Annotated in this window: 20 protein-coding genes and 1 pseudogene; 15 read left to right on the top strand and 6 right to left on the bottom strand. The window is 62.6% G+C overall.

Annotated elements, in window-relative coordinates:
• The first annotated feature begins 12 nt into the window (after positions 1 to 12).
• Genes AC3WOY_RS22620 through AC3WOY_RS22595 form a run of 6 tightly spaced genes read left to right on the top strand, consistent with a single transcriptional unit; the run spans position 13 to position 3,730 of the window.
• Positions 13 to 477 carry a hypothetical protein gene (locus tag AC3WOY_RS22620; RefSeq protein ID WP_492427880.1) on the top strand — a complete coding sequence of 155 codons (465 nt, stop codon included), beginning with the start codon at positions 13 to 15 and terminating at the stop codon, positions 475 to 477.
• Between the two features lie 51 nt (positions 478 to 528).
• A complete protein-coding gene (locus AC3WOY_RS22615; RefSeq protein ID WP_492427878.1) occupies positions 529 to 1,401 on the top strand; it encodes an HD-GYP domain-containing protein in 873 nt (290 codons plus the stop codon).
• Complete coding sequence (locus tag AC3WOY_RS22610) at positions 1,402 to 1,659, top strand: nitrate/nitrite transporter NrtS (RefSeq protein ID WP_492427876.1); 258 nt, start codon at positions 1,402 to 1,404, stop codon at positions 1,657 to 1,659. It abuts the gene before it with no gap.
• Positions 1,660 to 1,665: 6 nt separating this feature from the next.
• Positions 1,666 to 2,340, top strand: a complete 675-nt coding sequence (locus tag AC3WOY_RS22605) for a TIGR04283 family arsenosugar biosynthesis glycosyltransferase (protein WP_492427874.1) — start codon at positions 1,666 to 1,668, stop codon at positions 2,338 to 2,340.
• Entirely contained in the window at positions 2,337 to 2,960 is a 624-nt protein-coding gene (locus AC3WOY_RS22600) for a TIGR04282 family arsenosugar biosynthesis glycosyltransferase (protein ID WP_492427872.1), read from the top strand. The genes AC3WOY_RS22605 and AC3WOY_RS22600 overlap by 4 nt, the downstream gene beginning before the upstream one ends.
• On the top strand, positions 2,957 to 3,730 hold the full coding sequence (locus AC3WOY_RS22595) for a DUF3047 domain-containing protein (RefSeq protein WP_492427870.1): 774 nt from the start codon (positions 2,957 to 2,959) through the stop codon (positions 3,728 to 3,730). The genes AC3WOY_RS22600 and AC3WOY_RS22595 overlap by 4 nt, the downstream gene beginning before the upstream one ends.
• Here AC3WOY_RS22595 and AC3WOY_RS22590 read toward each other — a convergent pair.
• Positions 3,727 to 4,842 carry a patatin-like phospholipase family protein gene (locus AC3WOY_RS22590; RefSeq protein WP_492427868.1) on the bottom strand — a complete coding sequence of 372 codons (1,116 nt, stop codon included), beginning with the start codon at positions 4,840 to 4,842 and terminating at the stop codon, positions 3,727 to 3,729. The two genes, AC3WOY_RS22595 and AC3WOY_RS22590, sit on opposite strands and share 4 nt — an antisense overlap.
• 247 nt (positions 4,843 to 5,089) lie before the next feature.
• Here AC3WOY_RS22590 and AC3WOY_RS22585 point away from each other — a divergent pair, with 247 nt between their 5' ends.
• Positions 5,090 to 5,296, top strand: coding sequence for a hypothetical protein (locus AC3WOY_RS22585; RefSeq protein ID WP_492427866.1), 207 nt, complete (start codon positions 5,090 to 5,092; stop codon positions 5,294 to 5,296).
• A gap of 59 nt (positions 5,297 to 5,355) precedes the next feature.
• Here the strand turns inward: AC3WOY_RS22585 and AC3WOY_RS22580 are convergent, their stop codons facing one another.
• From AC3WOY_RS22580 to AC3WOY_RS22565, 4 genes are all read right to left on the bottom strand, one after another.
• Complete coding sequence (locus AC3WOY_RS22580; RefSeq protein ID WP_492427864.1) at positions 5,356 to 5,598, bottom strand: SHOCT domain-containing protein; 243 nt, start codon at positions 5,596 to 5,598, stop codon at positions 5,356 to 5,358.
• An 83-nt stretch (positions 5,599 to 5,681) separates the two neighbouring features.
• Entirely contained in the window at positions 5,682 to 6,974 is a 1,293-nt protein-coding gene (locus AC3WOY_RS22575; RefSeq protein WP_492427862.1) for a multiheme c-type cytochrome, read from the bottom strand.
• A 19-nt stretch (positions 6,975 to 6,993) separates the two neighbouring features.
• Positions 6,994 to 7,248, bottom strand: coding sequence for a hypothetical protein (locus AC3WOY_RS22570; protein ID WP_492427860.1), 255 nt, complete (start codon positions 7,246 to 7,248; stop codon positions 6,994 to 6,996).
• 80 nt (positions 7,249 to 7,328) lie between these two features.
• On the bottom strand, positions 7,329 to 7,916 hold the full coding sequence (locus AC3WOY_RS22565) for a c-type cytochrome (RefSeq protein WP_492427858.1): 588 nt from the start codon (positions 7,914 to 7,916) through the stop codon (positions 7,329 to 7,331).
• A 354-nt stretch (positions 7,917 to 8,270) separates the two neighbouring features.
• On the opposite strand from AC3WOY_RS22565, the gene AC3WOY_RS22560 reads away from it, so the two are divergent.
• From AC3WOY_RS22560 to AC3WOY_RS22535, 6 genes are all read left to right on the top strand, one after another.
• A complete protein-coding gene (locus AC3WOY_RS22560; RefSeq protein ID WP_492427856.1) occupies positions 8,271 to 8,657 on the top strand; it encodes a thioredoxin family protein in 387 nt (128 codons plus the stop codon).
• Between the two features lie 11 nt (positions 8,658 to 8,668).
• Positions 8,669 to 9,397 (top strand): cytochrome c biogenesis CcdA family protein, encoded by a 729-nt coding sequence (locus tag AC3WOY_RS22555; protein WP_492427854.1) that lies wholly within the window; start codon positions 8,669 to 8,671, stop codon positions 9,395 to 9,397.
• Positions 9,398 to 9,516: 119 nt separating this feature from the next.
• The gene (locus AC3WOY_RS22550) at positions 9,517 to 10,557 is read left to right on the top strand and encodes a methyltransferase domain-containing protein (protein ID WP_492427852.1); all 1,041 of its coding nucleotides are present in this window, start codon (positions 9,517 to 9,519) and stop codon (positions 10,555 to 10,557) included.
• A 27-nt stretch (positions 10,558 to 10,584) separates the two neighbouring features.
• The gene (locus tag AC3WOY_RS22545) at positions 10,585 to 11,664 is read left to right on the top strand and encodes an inorganic phosphate transporter (RefSeq protein ID WP_492427850.1); all 1,080 of its coding nucleotides are present in this window, start codon (positions 10,585 to 10,587) and stop codon (positions 11,662 to 11,664) included.
• 252 nt (positions 11,665 to 11,916) lie between these two features.
• Positions 11,917 to 12,513: a carboxymuconolactone decarboxylase family protein gene (locus tag AC3WOY_RS22540; protein ID WP_492427848.1), complete on the top strand. Its 597-nt coding sequence runs from the start codon at positions 11,917 to 11,919 to the stop codon at positions 12,511 to 12,513.
• Positions 12,514 to 12,541: 28 nt separating this feature from the next.
• Positions 12,542 to 12,832 (top strand): DUF427 domain-containing protein, encoded by a 291-nt coding sequence (locus tag AC3WOY_RS22535; protein ID WP_492427846.1) that lies wholly within the window; start codon positions 12,542 to 12,544, stop codon positions 12,830 to 12,832.
• A 63-nt stretch (positions 12,833 to 12,895) separates the two neighbouring features.
• Here AC3WOY_RS22535 and senA read toward each other — a convergent pair whose 3' ends face one another.
• Positions 12,896 to 14,083, bottom strand: a complete 1,188-nt coding sequence (gene senA / locus AC3WOY_RS22530) for a selenoneine synthase SenA (RefSeq protein WP_492427844.1) — start codon at positions 14,081 to 14,083, stop codon at positions 12,896 to 12,898.
• A gap of 23 nt (positions 14,084 to 14,106) precedes the next feature.
• Here senA and senB point away from each other — a divergent pair, with 23 nt between their 5' ends.
• The gene (gene senB, locus AC3WOY_RS22525; RefSeq protein ID WP_492427842.1) at positions 14,107 to 15,075 is read left to right on the top strand and encodes a selenoneine biosynthesis selenosugar synthase SenB; all 969 of its coding nucleotides are present in this window, start codon (positions 14,107 to 14,109) and stop codon (positions 15,073 to 15,075) included.
• 18 nt (positions 15,076 to 15,093) lie between these two features.
• A pseudogene (locus tag AC3WOY_RS22520) lies at positions 15,094 to 15,294 on the top strand (selenide, water dikinase SelD); the annotation flags it as partial.
• Between the last annotated feature and the right edge of the window lie 20 nt (positions 15,295 to 15,314).

Here is a 15,314-nt window from a genome sequence, read left to right as displayed (position 1 = left end):
AGGGAGAAAATCATGACCATCGAACGCAAAGTCCTGCTGGCAAGGCCGCACGCCTTCATCGTGGCCGACATGAAGCCGCTGCTGGCACAGGCCGGCTTCTCGGCCGCACCATTGGCGGCGCTGGAAGAAGTCGCCGATGGCGCGTCGCGCTCTGCGCGCGGCGCGGTGATCTCGATCGCGCTGTCTTCGTCCATGCCGGAAAGCGCCGAAACCGTTTTTGCCACGCTGCGCCAGCACGCGCCACGCATCCCCGTCCTGTTTGCGGGCCTGACGGATTTCGAAATAGCGCGCCGGACAGTGGAACGAATCGTGCAGCCCGTCACCCCGAACGCGACGATTCTCGCGGTCGACGCCGGCAGCGAACACCACGGCGGCCTGGGCCGGCCGGACGTCGTTCTGTACCTGCAAAAGGACACGCTGAAGACCCCGGCCGGCGCCGCGCTGGCCGAGCGCATGCTGCGGCGTCATTTCAAATGATCGGCGATAACGTTGGACACCGCCGTAACCGCCGCCAAGGAGAACGACGCCATGACGAACGAGAACCCTATTCTTCCAAGCTTGCTGGTGATGGCCTGGATGGTCGAAGCCCGCGATCCGTACACCGGTGGGCACTTGTGGCGGGTGTCGCGCTTTGCCCGCCTGCTGGCGACGGTCGTCGGCCTGGACGAAGCGCGGGTGGCGCGCATCACCCTGGGTGGTTTCCTGCACGATCTGGGGAAAATCGGCGTCCCGGATGCGATCCTGCGCAAGCCCGGCCGTCTGACCGAAGAGGAAACAGCAGTCATCCGTACGCATCCGGAGATCGGCGTGCGGACGCTCGCGATCCACCCTTTGGCCCATCTGGTGCACGATGCGATCCTGTCGCACCATGAAACGCCCGATGGCACCGGTTACCCGAACGGGCTGGCGAGCAATATGGTGCCCCTCGATGCGCGCATCGTCGGCATCTGCGATGCGTTCGACGCAATGACCAGTTCCCGGCCGTACCGGCACGCCATGCCGATCGAAGACGCACTGACGATCATCGAACAAAACCTGGGACGGCAGTTCGACGCAGGGCTCGGACGGCAGTTCATTACCATGGGCCGGAACGGCTTGCTGAATCATATCGTCGGCCACAGCGACGACGGCATTCCTCTGCGGCGATGCCCGATGTGCGGCCCGACACTGGTCATGCGGCGCGGCCAGCTTGCCGGTTCACATCTCTATTGCGGCAACTGCGGGGGCGAATTCGTTGCCAGACCGGATGCCGGCGGCTTGTTGCATGCCGTGCCGACCGGCGGAAAAGGTTCGCCGCGCGATCTGGAGCCGGAAGCGGATATTCCACTGATCACGCAGATCGTCGATGAGTTGGCCGCCGCGATCGCCTCCGCCGACATTCCCCAGCCGGCGGAGGCGTAAATGCAGAAGATGACGCAACCGTCCGGTTTCCTTGTGCGCTGCCGCGCCTTGCTTTGTGTCGCCGCAACGCCCCGCATCATCGCGCCGTCCGCGCGGGTAGCACTGGTCGTGGGCTTGATGCTGAACGCGATCAATCAGGGGAGCGACCTGCTGGATGGAAAGGCGCTGCACGTCGGCCATTTCCTGATGAACTTCCTCGTCCCCTTCTGCGTATCGAGCTATAGCGCAGCAAGAAACGAACTCAACCAACGACGATAACCTGGCATGCGCTTGTCCGTGATCATTCCCGTATTGAACGAAGCGGCTCAGATCGAGGCCGTGCTGCGCGCGCTGCAGCCTTTGCGTGCCGGCGGCGGCGAGCTCATCGTCGTCGACGGCGGCAGTACCGACGATACCGCGCGCCTTGCGGGGCCGCTGGCGGACAGTCTCATCCACGCCGAGCGCGGGCGCGCCAGCCAGATGAATGCCGGCGCGGCGCTGTCCCGCGGAGGGACGCTGCTTTTCCTGCACGCCGATACGCTGCTGCCGGACAATCCCGCCGACTTGATCCTTGACGGCCTCGCAAAGTCGAACCATGTGTGGGGGCGCTTCGACGTGCGCATCGCGGGCCGCCCCGCCATGCTCAAGCTGATCGCATCGATGATGAACTGGCGTTCGCGCCTGACCGGCATCGCCACCGGCGATCAGGCGATATTCGTGAAGCGCGAGGATTTTTTTGCCGTTGGCGGTTTTCCGGCACAACCGCTGATGGAAGACATCGAATTGTCGCGCCGATTGAAACAACGTTCGGCGCCGCTGTGCCTGTGCGCGCAAGTGACGACGTCCGGACGGCGCTGGGAAACGCGCGGCGTGTGGCGCACCATCGTCCTGATGTGGAGCTTGCGCACGCGTTATTGGTTCGGCACGCCGGCGGAACAACTGGCAAAGGAGTATCGATGAAATCCGGTTGCGCATTGATCGTATTTGCGAAGGCGCCAGTGCCCGGCTACGCGAAGACCCGCCTGGCCCGTGTGCTGGGCGATGAAGCCGCGGCGCGTCTGGCGGTACGCATGTTGAGCGACACGCTGGCGAAAGCAATCGACGCAGGCATTGGTCCGGTCGAACTGTGCTGCGCGCCGGACGATACGCACCCGGCGTTCCGGCAGGCCGCCGCCGATCTCGACGTCCGCCTGACGCTGCAAGGCGACGGTGACCTGGGTGCACGCATGCATCGCGCCCTGGTGCGGAACCTGGCGCATTACCGTAGCGCCGTGCTGATTGGGACCGATGCGCCTGGACTCGGTCCCGTGCCGCTGCGCGAAGCCGCGCAATTGCTCAAATCCCAGCCGGCAGTATTCGCGCCGGCCACGGATGGCGGATATGTCCTGGTCGGCGTCTCGCAGTCCATGCAGCCCATGCCTTGCCTGTTCGAAGGCATCCCATGGAGCACCGATCAGGTGATGACTCGAACCCGCGCGCGCCTCAAGCAGCGCGGCCTGCTGTGCGCCGAGCTGCAAACGTTTGCCGACGTGGACGAATCCGAAGATCTTGAACATGTTCCCAAGGAGTGGCTTGAATGAGGGCGATGCGTATTGCAGCCGTATGCGGTTTGTTTATTTGCCTCGCGGGCGGCGCCGTAGCGGCGCCGGAGGTGGCTGCATTCTCGGCAATGCGTCCCGGCGGCCAGGTGACCGGATGGCAGGCCCTCAAGCCGGCACCCAAGGCCAATGACACGCGTTACAGCCTGGTCCCGGATTCCGGCCGGACGGTGCTCAAGGCCGAGGCCGAGCAAGCAATGTCGGGCCTCATCCATGCGGTGCGCGTCGATGTGCGGGAAACCCCGTTGCTGCGCTGGCGCTGGAAAATCGCAGCGCCGCTGAAACGCGCGGACATGACGCAAAAGGCCGGCGACGACTACGCGGCACGTGTTTACGTGATGTTCGACTATCCGGCGGAAAAGCTGTCGTTCGGCACGCGCGCCAAGCTGGCGCTGGCCGAAACATTGTACGGCCAGAAAATTCCGACTGCGGCGCTCAATTACGTTTGGGACAATCGCCAGCCGGTCGGCACCATTCAACCCAACGCCTACACCGACCGCGCCCGCATGATCGTGCTGCGCAGCGGCGCCGCGCATGCCGGTCAATGGGTAACGGAAACGCGCGACCTGGCGGCGGATTTCCGCGCCGCGTTCGGCGAGGATCCGCCGGAAGTTGTGGCGATCGGCGTGGCGACCGATACCGACAATACCGGCGAAAGTGCGGTTGCCTGGTATGGCGACATCGAATTTCTGCCCCCGCCGCCACGGCTTTCGGAGAAGTCTGGCGACATTGGCTCGGCACCTCGAAATTAGAGGGTGTCATGAATGAGCACGCCTTCGATCGGATCCACTTCGTTCGTCCACGGCTTTTGCCGCACGACGGCCATGGCATCCTCGTAACCGGCCTTCCGGCGCGCAGCAATGCCGGCACGCGTGAAGTCGATATCCTTGGTATGGTCTTCGCCCGGCAGATGCGGCGCGTCGAGCTTGATCACGTGCATCGTCGTGCCGCATCCCCATGCAGCCAGTTCGCGGATTTCAGGCGAGCGCTGCAATTTGGGCGGAAGATGCCGCGACAGTTCACGGATCACGTGGCGAAGGTGATGCAACTGGCGCTGCCGCTCGATATGGCAGGTGCGGCTCGCATACTGGATATCCTTCTGCCGGCCCATCACCTGCCACAGGCTCTCGGGCTCCGTTCCTTCCGGATTCCACATCTGCACCGAAAAAATCACGGAGTCGCGGCGCGGATTGTCGTCCAGCACGGCTTCGATCGGCGTATTGGAATAGATGCCGCCGTCCCAGTACGGCTGGCCGTCAATGCGCACGGCGGGAAAGGCGGGCGGCAACGCGCCGGATGCCATCACATGCTCGGCGCCGAGCGTTTCGTCGCGGCTGTCGAAATAGCGCATGCGGCCGGTGTTGGCGTTCACGGCGCCGACCGTCAGGCGCGTGCGGCGTTCCTTGAGGCAGTCGAAGTCGACCAGATCCCGCAGCGTCTTCCGCAGCGGATCGGTGCGGTAGTACGACGCATGTTCGACGCCGACCGCCGTGCACAATCCGCTCCAGGAGGCCGGATTCGGACTGAAGAATCCGCGGATGCCTTGCGTGACGGTCGCGAAATTCGGCAGCATGTTACCGAACAGCGGAAATCCGTGAGGCTGCTCCAGACGGGACCAGAATTCGCGCAGGCGCTCCAGGCGGTGTTCCACCCGGTTGCCGGCGATGATCGCGCCGTTGATGGCGCCGATCAAGGTGCCGATCACCCAATCCGGCTCGATGCCGGCCTCGTGCAAGGCTTCGTAGACGCCGGCCTGGTAGGCGCCGAGCGCGCCGCCGCCCTGGAAGACGAGCACGACCTGCCCCGGCAAGCCAACCGGATGCCGTGTTTGCGTGACAGCGCATGCCGAAGGATTACGCGCCATGGCGCGCCTCCGTCGCGTCCTGTTGTCCGGTTTTGGATTTCATCATCGATGCTCCCGTATCATTGGACGGTCACCAGCGCTGCTTTACCCTTCAACATGAGCGCTCCTTTGTTTGTACGGCGGTGATGGATAAGGCCTTGGACGGTCTGCCGCGCAATTTCTTACATGGCCGGTGTAAGAAATTCCACAATATCAGCGTCCAAGCATTGAGACGTCCGTTTCCATTGGGCACGAAGGGAAAACGACCATGAAAAATCTGCAGCAATACGTCGGCCATATCGTTCATCTGCGGTCGGCGCGCTTCAAGGCACTTTGGGAGCGCGCCAACCGCCGAGGCCAGTCGCCCGAGAACCTGTTCATAGTCAGTGCGGTCATCCAGAAAGGGAAGAAACTCGTCTGCTACGGCGCCGACATTCGCGTCATCGTTTCCCCTGCCGACGTCGTGCTCGCTTGACCGGCGACGCCTGTTCTCATCACCGAACCACGCGCCCCGACAAACTCCCGTCGACGGTTTCACTGCCCGCGAATGTCCGTGCGCTTTTGCAGATACTCTTCACGCGTAATCTCGCCCCTGGCATAGGCTTCGTTCAGGTAGTCCATCGCCGTCTTGCCGCTCTCGGCGCCAGGCCGGTCGCGCGTGTCGGCGCGCAGGTATTTGAGTGCGCCGAGCACCAGCAAGACGATCAATAGCCAAAAGAGAACCATCCCGATACCACCGAGCCAGTGCCATCCCCATGTGCCATCCCACATCATCATTCACCTCCGAAGGGTAGATCCGGGTTGCCCTCTCTTGTCGTTTCTACCTAGTCCGTGACACGAAAGCCTTGAGCCAAGTCAAATCAAGGTAACGGCAAACGTTTTGAAAACACCACGTACGGCGACGCCTTCGCATGGTCCCGTGCCTGGGTGATCAATCGCCGACTTTCCGCGCTATCCGAGTTCTCCAGCAGCGCGAGGTAGAACTCCAGGTAGAACGCGTCGGGCTGTACCTCCACTTCGAACTTCAGCGCAGCGGCGGCATCATGGCGCGCGACGCGGTAATCGAACACGGCTTCGTGATCGGGGGCGATGCGGGTATCGGCGATCTCACGACTAAGGTCGAGACTAATCTGGCGGCCGATCACGTATTCCTGCGCCGTTCCTGCAAGCATGCGTCCGGAAGCATCTTCCTGCCAGGCGCGCAGCACGACCTTGGGCGTGACATAGGTCGGGAAATAGTGGCCGACGCCGGTATTGGCGACGCGCATGCGGGCGGCCAATTTACGTCCCTGCATGGCGGCCTCGCCGACGCGAATATCGATGCCCTGTTTCACCATCTCGGGGTCGTGGATGCCGCGCCAGAGATGGCGCCGATCCGGCATGTGGCAGGACTGGCACGCCCTGCCCTCCCGCGCAAAGCGGCTGTCCTGCCATTCGCGATAGGTGTTTTCGAGCAGCTTGCCGTTCAACGCGAATTCATCGTCCTTGAATTGATGGCAGGCGGCGCAGAACTGCGAGCGTTCGAATGCCGTATTGGCTTTCCAGCCGCCGTGAGGAAAAGCCTGCGGATCGCCGCTCAGGCGGCTGCCGTCACGGCGCGGCGGGCCGTGCCACTCATAATTGCGCACATGGCAGGCCGCGCAGACCAGCCCTTGCTCATGCAGCGACTTGACCGATCGCGCCGTCGGCGGCCGGCGTGCTCCCTCGCCCAACGACGCCGCAAGACTGTCGGCCTGCTCGGCCAGTGGCGCGTGGCAGCGGATGCAGTTCTGATGCTCGTCTTTCGCATGCGCCGGCATCGTCACCAACTGCCCCAAGATGCCGGGTCCCATCGCGCGACTGTGCAAGCTGGTGCGCCAATCCTCGAACTGCTGCGCATGACAGGTCGCACAGCTTTCCGGTGCAAGCGTGACTCCCTGTGCCTTCAGCGATGGCGGTGCGCTTCCCTGCGGCGGCAGCGGACGCGCCCAGTGTTGTTCGAGGAATCGCAGTTCCTCCTGCGTGGCCTCTGGTACCGGCGGCGCCTTCGCCGCAGGAGCGGATGGGGCTGGCCGTTCGCACCCGCCCAGCACGAACGCCAACAGGACAAATGACAGCGCCGACCGGTACCGACGGAGAGAAGGCGCCGGCTTGAACCTGGTCCGTGCTGTCATTCTTCGCATCACGTGCCGCTTACTGCTTGGGCGCGCAAGGGTTCTTGGCGGCGCACGGGTTGGACGCTTTCGGTGCGCACGGATTGGAGGACATCTTCTTCGCCTTTTTCTTTTGCTTGCCCATGTCGGCCTTGCCCGCGCACGGGCTGGATGCCTTTGGCGCGCACGGATTGCAGGGATTGGCCTTGGCATCGGCTGCATACGCCGGCGCCGCGCCGGCAAGGACGAAGGCGCAACCGGTGGCCAGCGTGGCGATCAATTTTTTGGTGTTCATGACAGGTTCTCCTTGAAGTTGGTAGAAATGCAAGGCAAGACATCCCCGGCAGAGCCTTGGATACGATTAACGCGCTGCCGTCACTTGCGCGGGGCGCACGGATTGGACGGAGTGCAAGGATTTTTTGCCGCACACGGATTGGCCGCGGCCGGTTTGAAATGCTTTTGCACCTGTCCGGAATAAGCCGTCAATGCGGCCAGTTCGCGCGAATCCCAAGGCAGCGGTTTGGCGGCCATCGGCGCGAGCATGCAGAACTGGACCATTTCGTCGAGCGCGATTTTCTTCAGGCCGGAACGCTCCCGTACCATTTCGACGGCGTGCGGATAAGGTTTGGCGAAACTCGCATTGAAGGCGCCATTGTTCTGGTGGCAGGTCGCGCACGCCATGCCATTGGTGCTGAGCGCCTTGCTATTCCAGAGTTTTTCGCCTTCCTTGACCAGATCCGACGCGTTGCCGGTGGCGAGCTTGGTGCCGGCCGGGCGCGTCACCAGCCTGGAATCGATGCGATTGCCGCCGGCGCATGGATTGCAGGGGTTCTTGTGCTTGGCCGCGCACGGGTTCGCCGCCTTTGGAGCACATGGATTACAAGGATTTCCCGCCGCCGCCCACGACATCGAGAGCAAGAGCGACGCCGCCAACATACCGTTCCGCAACATGTTCGATTGCATTTTCCGCCTCCATTCTTGTTTGGATATCCGGTTTCGCACGCGTCGCTGCCCGGCCACCGTTGCGCCCCGGCGACGCCTGTTTTCATCACCGAACCACGCACCCCCGGCGAACGGCTGGCAACAGCCGCATTCACTGAGACGGCAAAGTTTCTTCAAACTTACAACTACTTTGGCAGGCCGGCGCAGGCTTTCCGATTTAATTGATTCAAGTCAATTTTTGATATCAGCCTGCACTGAAGGTCTGTCGTCGCTCCACGGATATGGCGCCATTCGTCGCACGCCCAAATTGTTGTAAGGAATCGGCATTCCGTCCGTCCAAGTCCTTGTCTCGATCAACCACCTTGGAGCCGACTCATGCGACACCTGATTTCCCTGATTGCCGCCCTGTGCGGATCCCTGCTCATCGCCATGCCGGCCCATGCGGACACGCTTCCCTTTAATCAGGCGGATTTCGACAAGGCGGTCCGCTCGGGCCAGCCCGTGGTGGTCGACTTCCATGCGGCCTGGTGTTCGACCTGCCGGATGCAGCAGACGGCAATCGAAGCGTTGCAGACCGATCGGCAACTGAAGGACATCAAGGTCTTTTTCGCCGACTTCGATACGGAGCGCGAGCTCAAGCGCCGACTGAAAGTCACCGCGCAGTCAACCCTGGTGGTGTTCAAGGATGGCAAGGAAGTCGCGCGCTCGATGGGGCAAACCCGGCGCGACGACATTGACGCTCTATTCCGGAAAGCGCTCTGAGCGAGGCGGATATGGTATTGGGTGCAGGCAGCTATGCGCTGGCGTGGCTTTCCGGCGTGCTGTCGATCCTGTCGCCATGCGTCTTGCCGATCGTGCCGATTCTGTTGACGACGGCGGCAAATGTCCACAGGCGCGGGGCATGGCTGCTGGCGCTCGGGTTGTCGCTCTCCTTCGCGGGCGTCGGTCTGTTCCTGGCGACCGTCGGCGCCGCAATCGGCCTGGAGGGGACGCAATTGCGCGATGCCGGCGCGATTCTGATGATCGCGTTTGCCATCGTGCTGCTGTCGGCGCCGCTCCAGCGGCGATTCGCGACGGCCGCGTCGGGCGTGAGCAACAGTGGCATGCAGTTGATGGACCGCTTGAGTCCTCAAGGCTTGCGGGGCCAGTTCATGGTGGGCCTGTTGCTCGGTGTGGTATGGAGTCCATGCGTCGGGCCAACGCTGGGCGCCGCCGCCACGCTGGCAGCGCAAGGGCAGCAATTGCCGCAGGTGGTGCTGGTGATGGCGCTGTTCGGCTTCGGCGCCGGATTGCCCTTGATCCTGCTGGGAAGCCTGTCGCGCGCGGCGATCATTCGGACGCGCCAGCGTTTGCTACAGGCTGGCACGCTTGGAAAGACTGTCCTTGGCATCGTCTTCCTTGCCGTCGGCCTATCCATCGTCTCGGGCCTCGACAAGTCGCTCGAAGCATTCATCGTGGCGCATAGCCCGGCGTGGCTCGTCGATCTCACGACAAGGTTTTGAAGGCAATCACGCGCAGGAACATCGGTTTTCCTGCACGCATCACTGTAAGAAACCGCCTCATGGTGCGTCTATTGTTAAACGGTTCGACATCATGACCAAATAAAGGGAGACCCATTGCCATGCATGACATTGTCCAGGATTATTACGGTCGCCAGCTGCAACACTCGGGTGACCTCAAGACCAGCGCCTGCTGCGACATCAGCCAGGTACCGGATTGGCTCAAGCCGCTGCTGGCGCGCATCCATCCGGAAGTCCTGTCGCGCTATTACGGCTGTGGCCTCGTTTGTCCGCCGTTACTGGAAGGTTGCCGCGTACTCGACCTCGGTTGCGGCTCGGGACGCGACGTCTATGCATTGGCGCAATTGGTCGGCCCCACAGGCGAAGTGATCGGCGTCGACATGACCGAGGAACAGCTCGCCGTTGCCGAGCGCCACCGGCCGTTCCATCGCGACGCGTTCGGCTTCGACAACGTGCGCTTCCTTCATGGCTACATCGAACAGCTCGACGAACTTGGCCTCGATGCCGCCAGCTTCGACGTGATCGTGTCCAATTGCGTGGTCAACCTGTCGCCGGACAAGGATGCGGTGCTTGCCGGCGTGCATCGCCTGCTCAAGGACGGCGGCGAATTCTATTTTTCCGACGTCTATGCCGACCGGCGCGTCCCGCAAGCGGTGCGTAACGACCCGGTGCTGTATGGCGAATGCCTTGGCGGCGCGTTGTACTGGAACGACTTCCTGCGCCTGGCGCAACGCCAAGGCTTCGCCGATCCGCGCCTGGTCGCCGACCGGCCGCTCGCGATTACCGATCCCGTGCTGGCTGCCCGCACCGGCAATATCCGCTTCTTCTCCGCCACCTACCGCCTGTTCAAGCTCGATGGGCTGGAGAGCGCCTGCGAAGACTATGGGCAAGCGGTGATCTATCGCGGCGGCATTCCCGAGCATGCGCACCGCTTCGTACTCGACAAGCATCACGACATCGAGGCCGGGCGGGTATTTCCGGTCTGCGGCAATACCTGGCGCATGTTCCACGACACCCGCTTTCGCGAGCATTTCGACTTCGTCGGCGATTTCAGCCGGCACTACGGCTTGTTCGCGGGTTGCGGCGGCGGACTGCCATTCGACGAGAATGAGTACAACAACACCGGCAGCGCTTGCTGCTGATCATCTTCCAGTCAATCAGGAGCAAGCATGGAATATCTGTTGATCCCGGTCACGCTGTTCCTGGCGTTCGGCAATGGCGCAAACGACAACTTCAAGGGGTTTGCCACGGTATGGGGCTCGGAGACGCTGAGCTACCGCAGCGCGTTGTTGCTGGCGACGGTAGCAACGCTGGCCGGCAGCCTGCTGTCGCTGTTTCTGGCCAACGGCCTGGTTCAGCAATTTTCGGGCAAGGGCTTGCTGCCGCAGGTGATTGTCGACACGCCGCAGTTCATCGCGAGCGTCGGAATCGGCGCGGCGCTGACAGTCATCATCGCGACGCGCGCCGGCCTGCCGATCTCCACGACACACGCCCTGATCGGCGGCCTCGTCGGGGCCGGTTGGGCGGCCAGCCCCGGCGAAGTACAGTTCGCCAGGCTATGGAGCAGCTTCCTGCTGCCGATGCTATCCAGCCCGGTGGCGGCGGCATTGCTGGGCTACGTCACGTATCGTTTGCTGCGCTTGCGGCCGGTTGAAAGAGATTGCGCATGCATCATGCAGCCCGCGCCGGCGCTCACGTCCCTACCGGACGGCGCCACGTTGCGCATCGCCGCGCCGCAACTGCTGATCGCCGAGGATGCAGCATGCGACAGACTGGCGCAGCCGGCCGCACGCTTTTCGATCGCACGCGTTCTCGACCGCCTGCACACCGGCTCCGCCGCTCTGATCTGTTTCGCGCGCGCCGTCAACGACACGCCCAAGCTGGCCGCGCTCCTGGTTGCGACACATATGCTGCATGCCGGCGTATCGCTCGTGCTGATCACCCTGGTGATGGCGGCCGGCGGCCTGGTGTTCGCACGGCGCGTGGCCGAAACGATGAGCCGGCGCGTGGCCCGCATGGATCACACGCAGGGGGTGGCCGCCAACCTGATCACAGCAACATTGGTGCTTGGCGCGAGCCAGTTCGGCTTGCCGGTTTCCACCACCCATGTATCGGTAGGGTCGATCGCCGGCGTGGGCGCAAGCGCCAGCACCTTGAATCGAGGCGCGCTGCGCAACGTGCTGCTATCGTGGATCGCCACCTTGCCGATGGCTGCAGGCATTGCCTGGGTTACCTTGAAGGTTCTATAGACCATGCGTCACGGCAACCACGCGTGCATCGCGGCGGAAACCTTGAAACTGTAAGGATCGGCCGCGAATTGCGTCTGTAGTTTTCCGTACCGTGCGCCACCTGCGGGTGCGCACACCTTCATTGCCAAGGAGAACAGTCATGTTGCCAGTCATTCCCCGCCGGCCGGTGCCGCCGCTGTTCATACTCACGCTCGATTGAGAACGATTACCCGGCGCGCAGCGAAGCCTGATTGAATTTTATTAAAGGCAACCATGATGCCTGTCATTACGACACCGGAATCCCATCGCTATCCCTGGTATGTCCGTCTGTTTTTCTGGAACCAGAAGCGCCGCTACGGCGCGGTGCTGGAACCGGCCCGCCTATGGGGACGGACACCCAAGGTCTTCGCTACCCTCGCGCTGTTGTACGGCGCGCTGGACCGGCGTTCATCGCCGATCGAACCGGCGCTGCGTACCTTGGTCACCGTGCGCGTTTCGCAGATCAACTGGTGCAGCTTCTGCGTCGACGTGAATGCGTCGACTGCGCTTAAGCGCGGCATCAGCGAAGAAAAATTGCTGGCGATCGCAACTTTCCGCGACAGTACGCTGTTCTCGGCACGCGAGAAGACGGCGCTGGATTATGCGGAAACCGTGACGCGCACCGGACAGCAGTTCCGCCAGGAGCAATTCGCGGCGCTGCGCGAGCACTTCGATGACGACGCGCTCATTGAACTGACCGCGCTGATCGCCTTCCAGAATCTGTCGAGCAAATTCAATGCCGCCCTGCAAGTGCCGGCACAGGGATTCTGTCCAATGATGCCGCCGCCTGCTCATGAAGCCGAACAGGAGCAACATCCACCCGTCGCGTGACGATGGTGGATTTCAAGAAGGAGGTCACATGCCGAAAGCTGTCTGGAATGGTGCCGTCATTGCGGAAGCCCCGGAAAGCGAGGTCAAGATCGTCGACGGAAATGTCTATTTTCCGGCGGATGCAGTACGTCAGGAATATCTTTGGCCAAGCGATAAACTCACCCGATGCCACTGGAAGGGTTTCGCCAATTACTACGATGTGGTGGTCGACGGCGAAACGAACCGGGATGCGGCGTGGACATACCGCGAGCCACTCGCGGCCGCCCGGAAGATCGCGAACCACATCGCCTTCTGGCGTGGCGTCAAGATTGAAAAGTGAGCTCTCTGACCCTACTGCCTTTTCTCGGCGATGTTCCCGCTTAACGGCCGTTCATCCTTGCCGCTACAGTGCGCAAGTACGGAAGCCGACAAAGATGTCGTTGCGCTGCGGCGCATAGAAATTCCGGAACTTAGTCGAACGGAGGCGCGCCGGCGTGGTGAACGAAGCGCCGCGCAGCGTCTGATGCGTGATGAAGTAAGGCGCCGAATATTCGCGATACGCGTCCGCAGAAAAACCTGCGTAAGGCTCGAAGCGCGAACTTGTCCACTCCCACAAATCGCCCCAACGAAACCCCGTATGTCCAGACTGCGCAGCATGAACCCATTCGACTTCGCTTGGCAAGCGCCTGCCGGCCCAGTTGCAATAGGCCCGAGCCTCGTGCAGGCTGACATGCCGCACCGGCTCCATGGGAGGCAGGGCGATCTGCTTGTCGAAGCGCCGGCACAGCCATGCGTTGCCGTCGCGCCGCCACGCAATGGGCGTTCCGCAGTCCTGTTGCCCGAGCCACTCCTGTCCTGCCGGGGTCCAGAAACGCATGTCGCAATAGCCGCCGTCGTCAATGAATGCGCAGTACTGCACATTCGTTACCAGGGATGCATCGATGCTGAAGGGAGGAAGGTCACAGGCATGTGCCCACTTCTCATTATCGAACACGAAGCCATCTTCGGGACCGCTGCCCAGTTCGACAGTGCCGCCCGCAAAATCGATGGCGCCCGTCACCGATGGCGGCACGTCGTTCTGCGGCAATTGCGGAGGCGGCGCGACGGCCAGGGTCTGCAGGGTGTAGGCAAAGGCCTCTCCGTGCATGTCTTCATGTGCCAGGATCAAACGGTATGGATAGAGTGCCCCGTCGCTGTTGCCTACATGCCTCAGTTTCGTCAGCACGCCGTCCAGCACTTCGCTGCAATAGGATTGGATGCGACCGGTTGCCGGCAGGTCCAGTGTCCAGCGCGTGTCGTGGGCCACCGTATTGGAATCGAACCAGGTGTCCGCACCGGCGAGCAGCGAAGGCCGTTTTGCCGCGCCGGGTGCGCTCGATTCCGCTTCGCGCAGGATGTACCACTCGGCGAACCAGGCGATGTGCCCCAATTCCCAGAGTGGCGGATTTACAATGGGAAGCAGCGGTACCTTGGCAAGGTCGTCCAGGCCGGCCGACGCAAAACAATCGAATAGTGCGAGCGTATGATCGCGCGCATCATTCAATGCAGCCGCCAGCGCGTCCGGCGCAGCCGTTCGAAAAGAGGAATTCATCGGAAACCACCCAGGAATCGAGATTGACGAAACCGCACATCGTTATTATCAGCCCTGCCTCGGCGAAAGCCAACAACGGCAACTGGCAGACCGCCAGCCGCTGGGCGCGCTTCCTGCGACAGAAGTACCGTGTTACCGTTCTTGGTGAATGGGACGGCGTCGCCTGCGATGCGTTCGTTGCGCTGCATGCGCGCCGTTCGGCGCCATCGATCGCCGCCGTGGCCGACGCCCTTCCCGACCGCCCCTGCGTGGTCGTCCTGACCGGAACCGACCTGTATCGCGACATCCGGACCGATGCCGGCGCGCAGCGCTCGCTGGCGCTGGCGACCCGCCTAGTGGTGCTGCAGGAAGCGGGATTGCAGGAACTGAGCGCGGAGCAGCGCGCCAAGGCCTGCGTCATCCATCAATCCGCGCCTGCGCTCAAGCCTGCCGTTCGCACCACCCGTGCCCGGCATGTCGACATCGCGATGGTCGGGCACCTGCGCGACGAAAAGGACCCGCTGACCTTCATGCGCGCCGCCGCCCTGGTCACGTCGCCGGGCGTGCGGCTGACGCATATCGGCGGTGCGCTCGATCCCGCCTTGGGCGAGCAGGCGCTGGCGACGCAGCATGCGGTTCCGCGTTACCGCTGGCTTGGGGACCTGCCGCGTGCCAAAACGAGGCAATATCTGAAGCGCGCGCACCTGATGGCGCTCACATCGAAAATGGAAGGCGGCGCCAACGTCATCATCGAAGCAGTCGCGAGTGGCGTGCCGGTGCTGGCGAGCGACATATCTGGCAATCGCGGCATGCTCGGCGATGACTATGCCGGATACTTTCCAGTCGGAGACAGCCGGGCGCTGGCATGCCTGATCGACCGCGCCGCCGCCGAGCCCGCGTTTCATGCGCATCTGCGAAAGCAATGCGAGGCGCGCGCGCCGCTGTTTTTGCCACATCGTGAACAAGCGGCGCTGCTGCAACTGATGAATAATCTATTGACCAATCCCGCATGACATGAAGGAGTCTCGACCATGACCACGCCGGCCGATCCTGGCATCAAACTCACTTCCTTTTCCCACGGTGGCGGCTGCGGCTGCAAGATTGCGCCCGGCGTGCTGGCCGACATCCTGAAGCGCTCGAGCGGCTTTCCGGTTCCGAAGGAGCTGCTGGTTGGCATCGAAACCGCCGATGACGCGGCCGTCTACAAACTGAACGATGAGCAGGCGCTGATGGGTGCGGCCTGAATCAAATA

This window comes from Noviherbaspirillum sp. FW303-A3 (assembly GCF_058788695.1).
The sequence above is the reverse complement of the archived record's forward strand: the minus strand, read 5'-3'. Positions and strand labels throughout refer to the sequence as shown.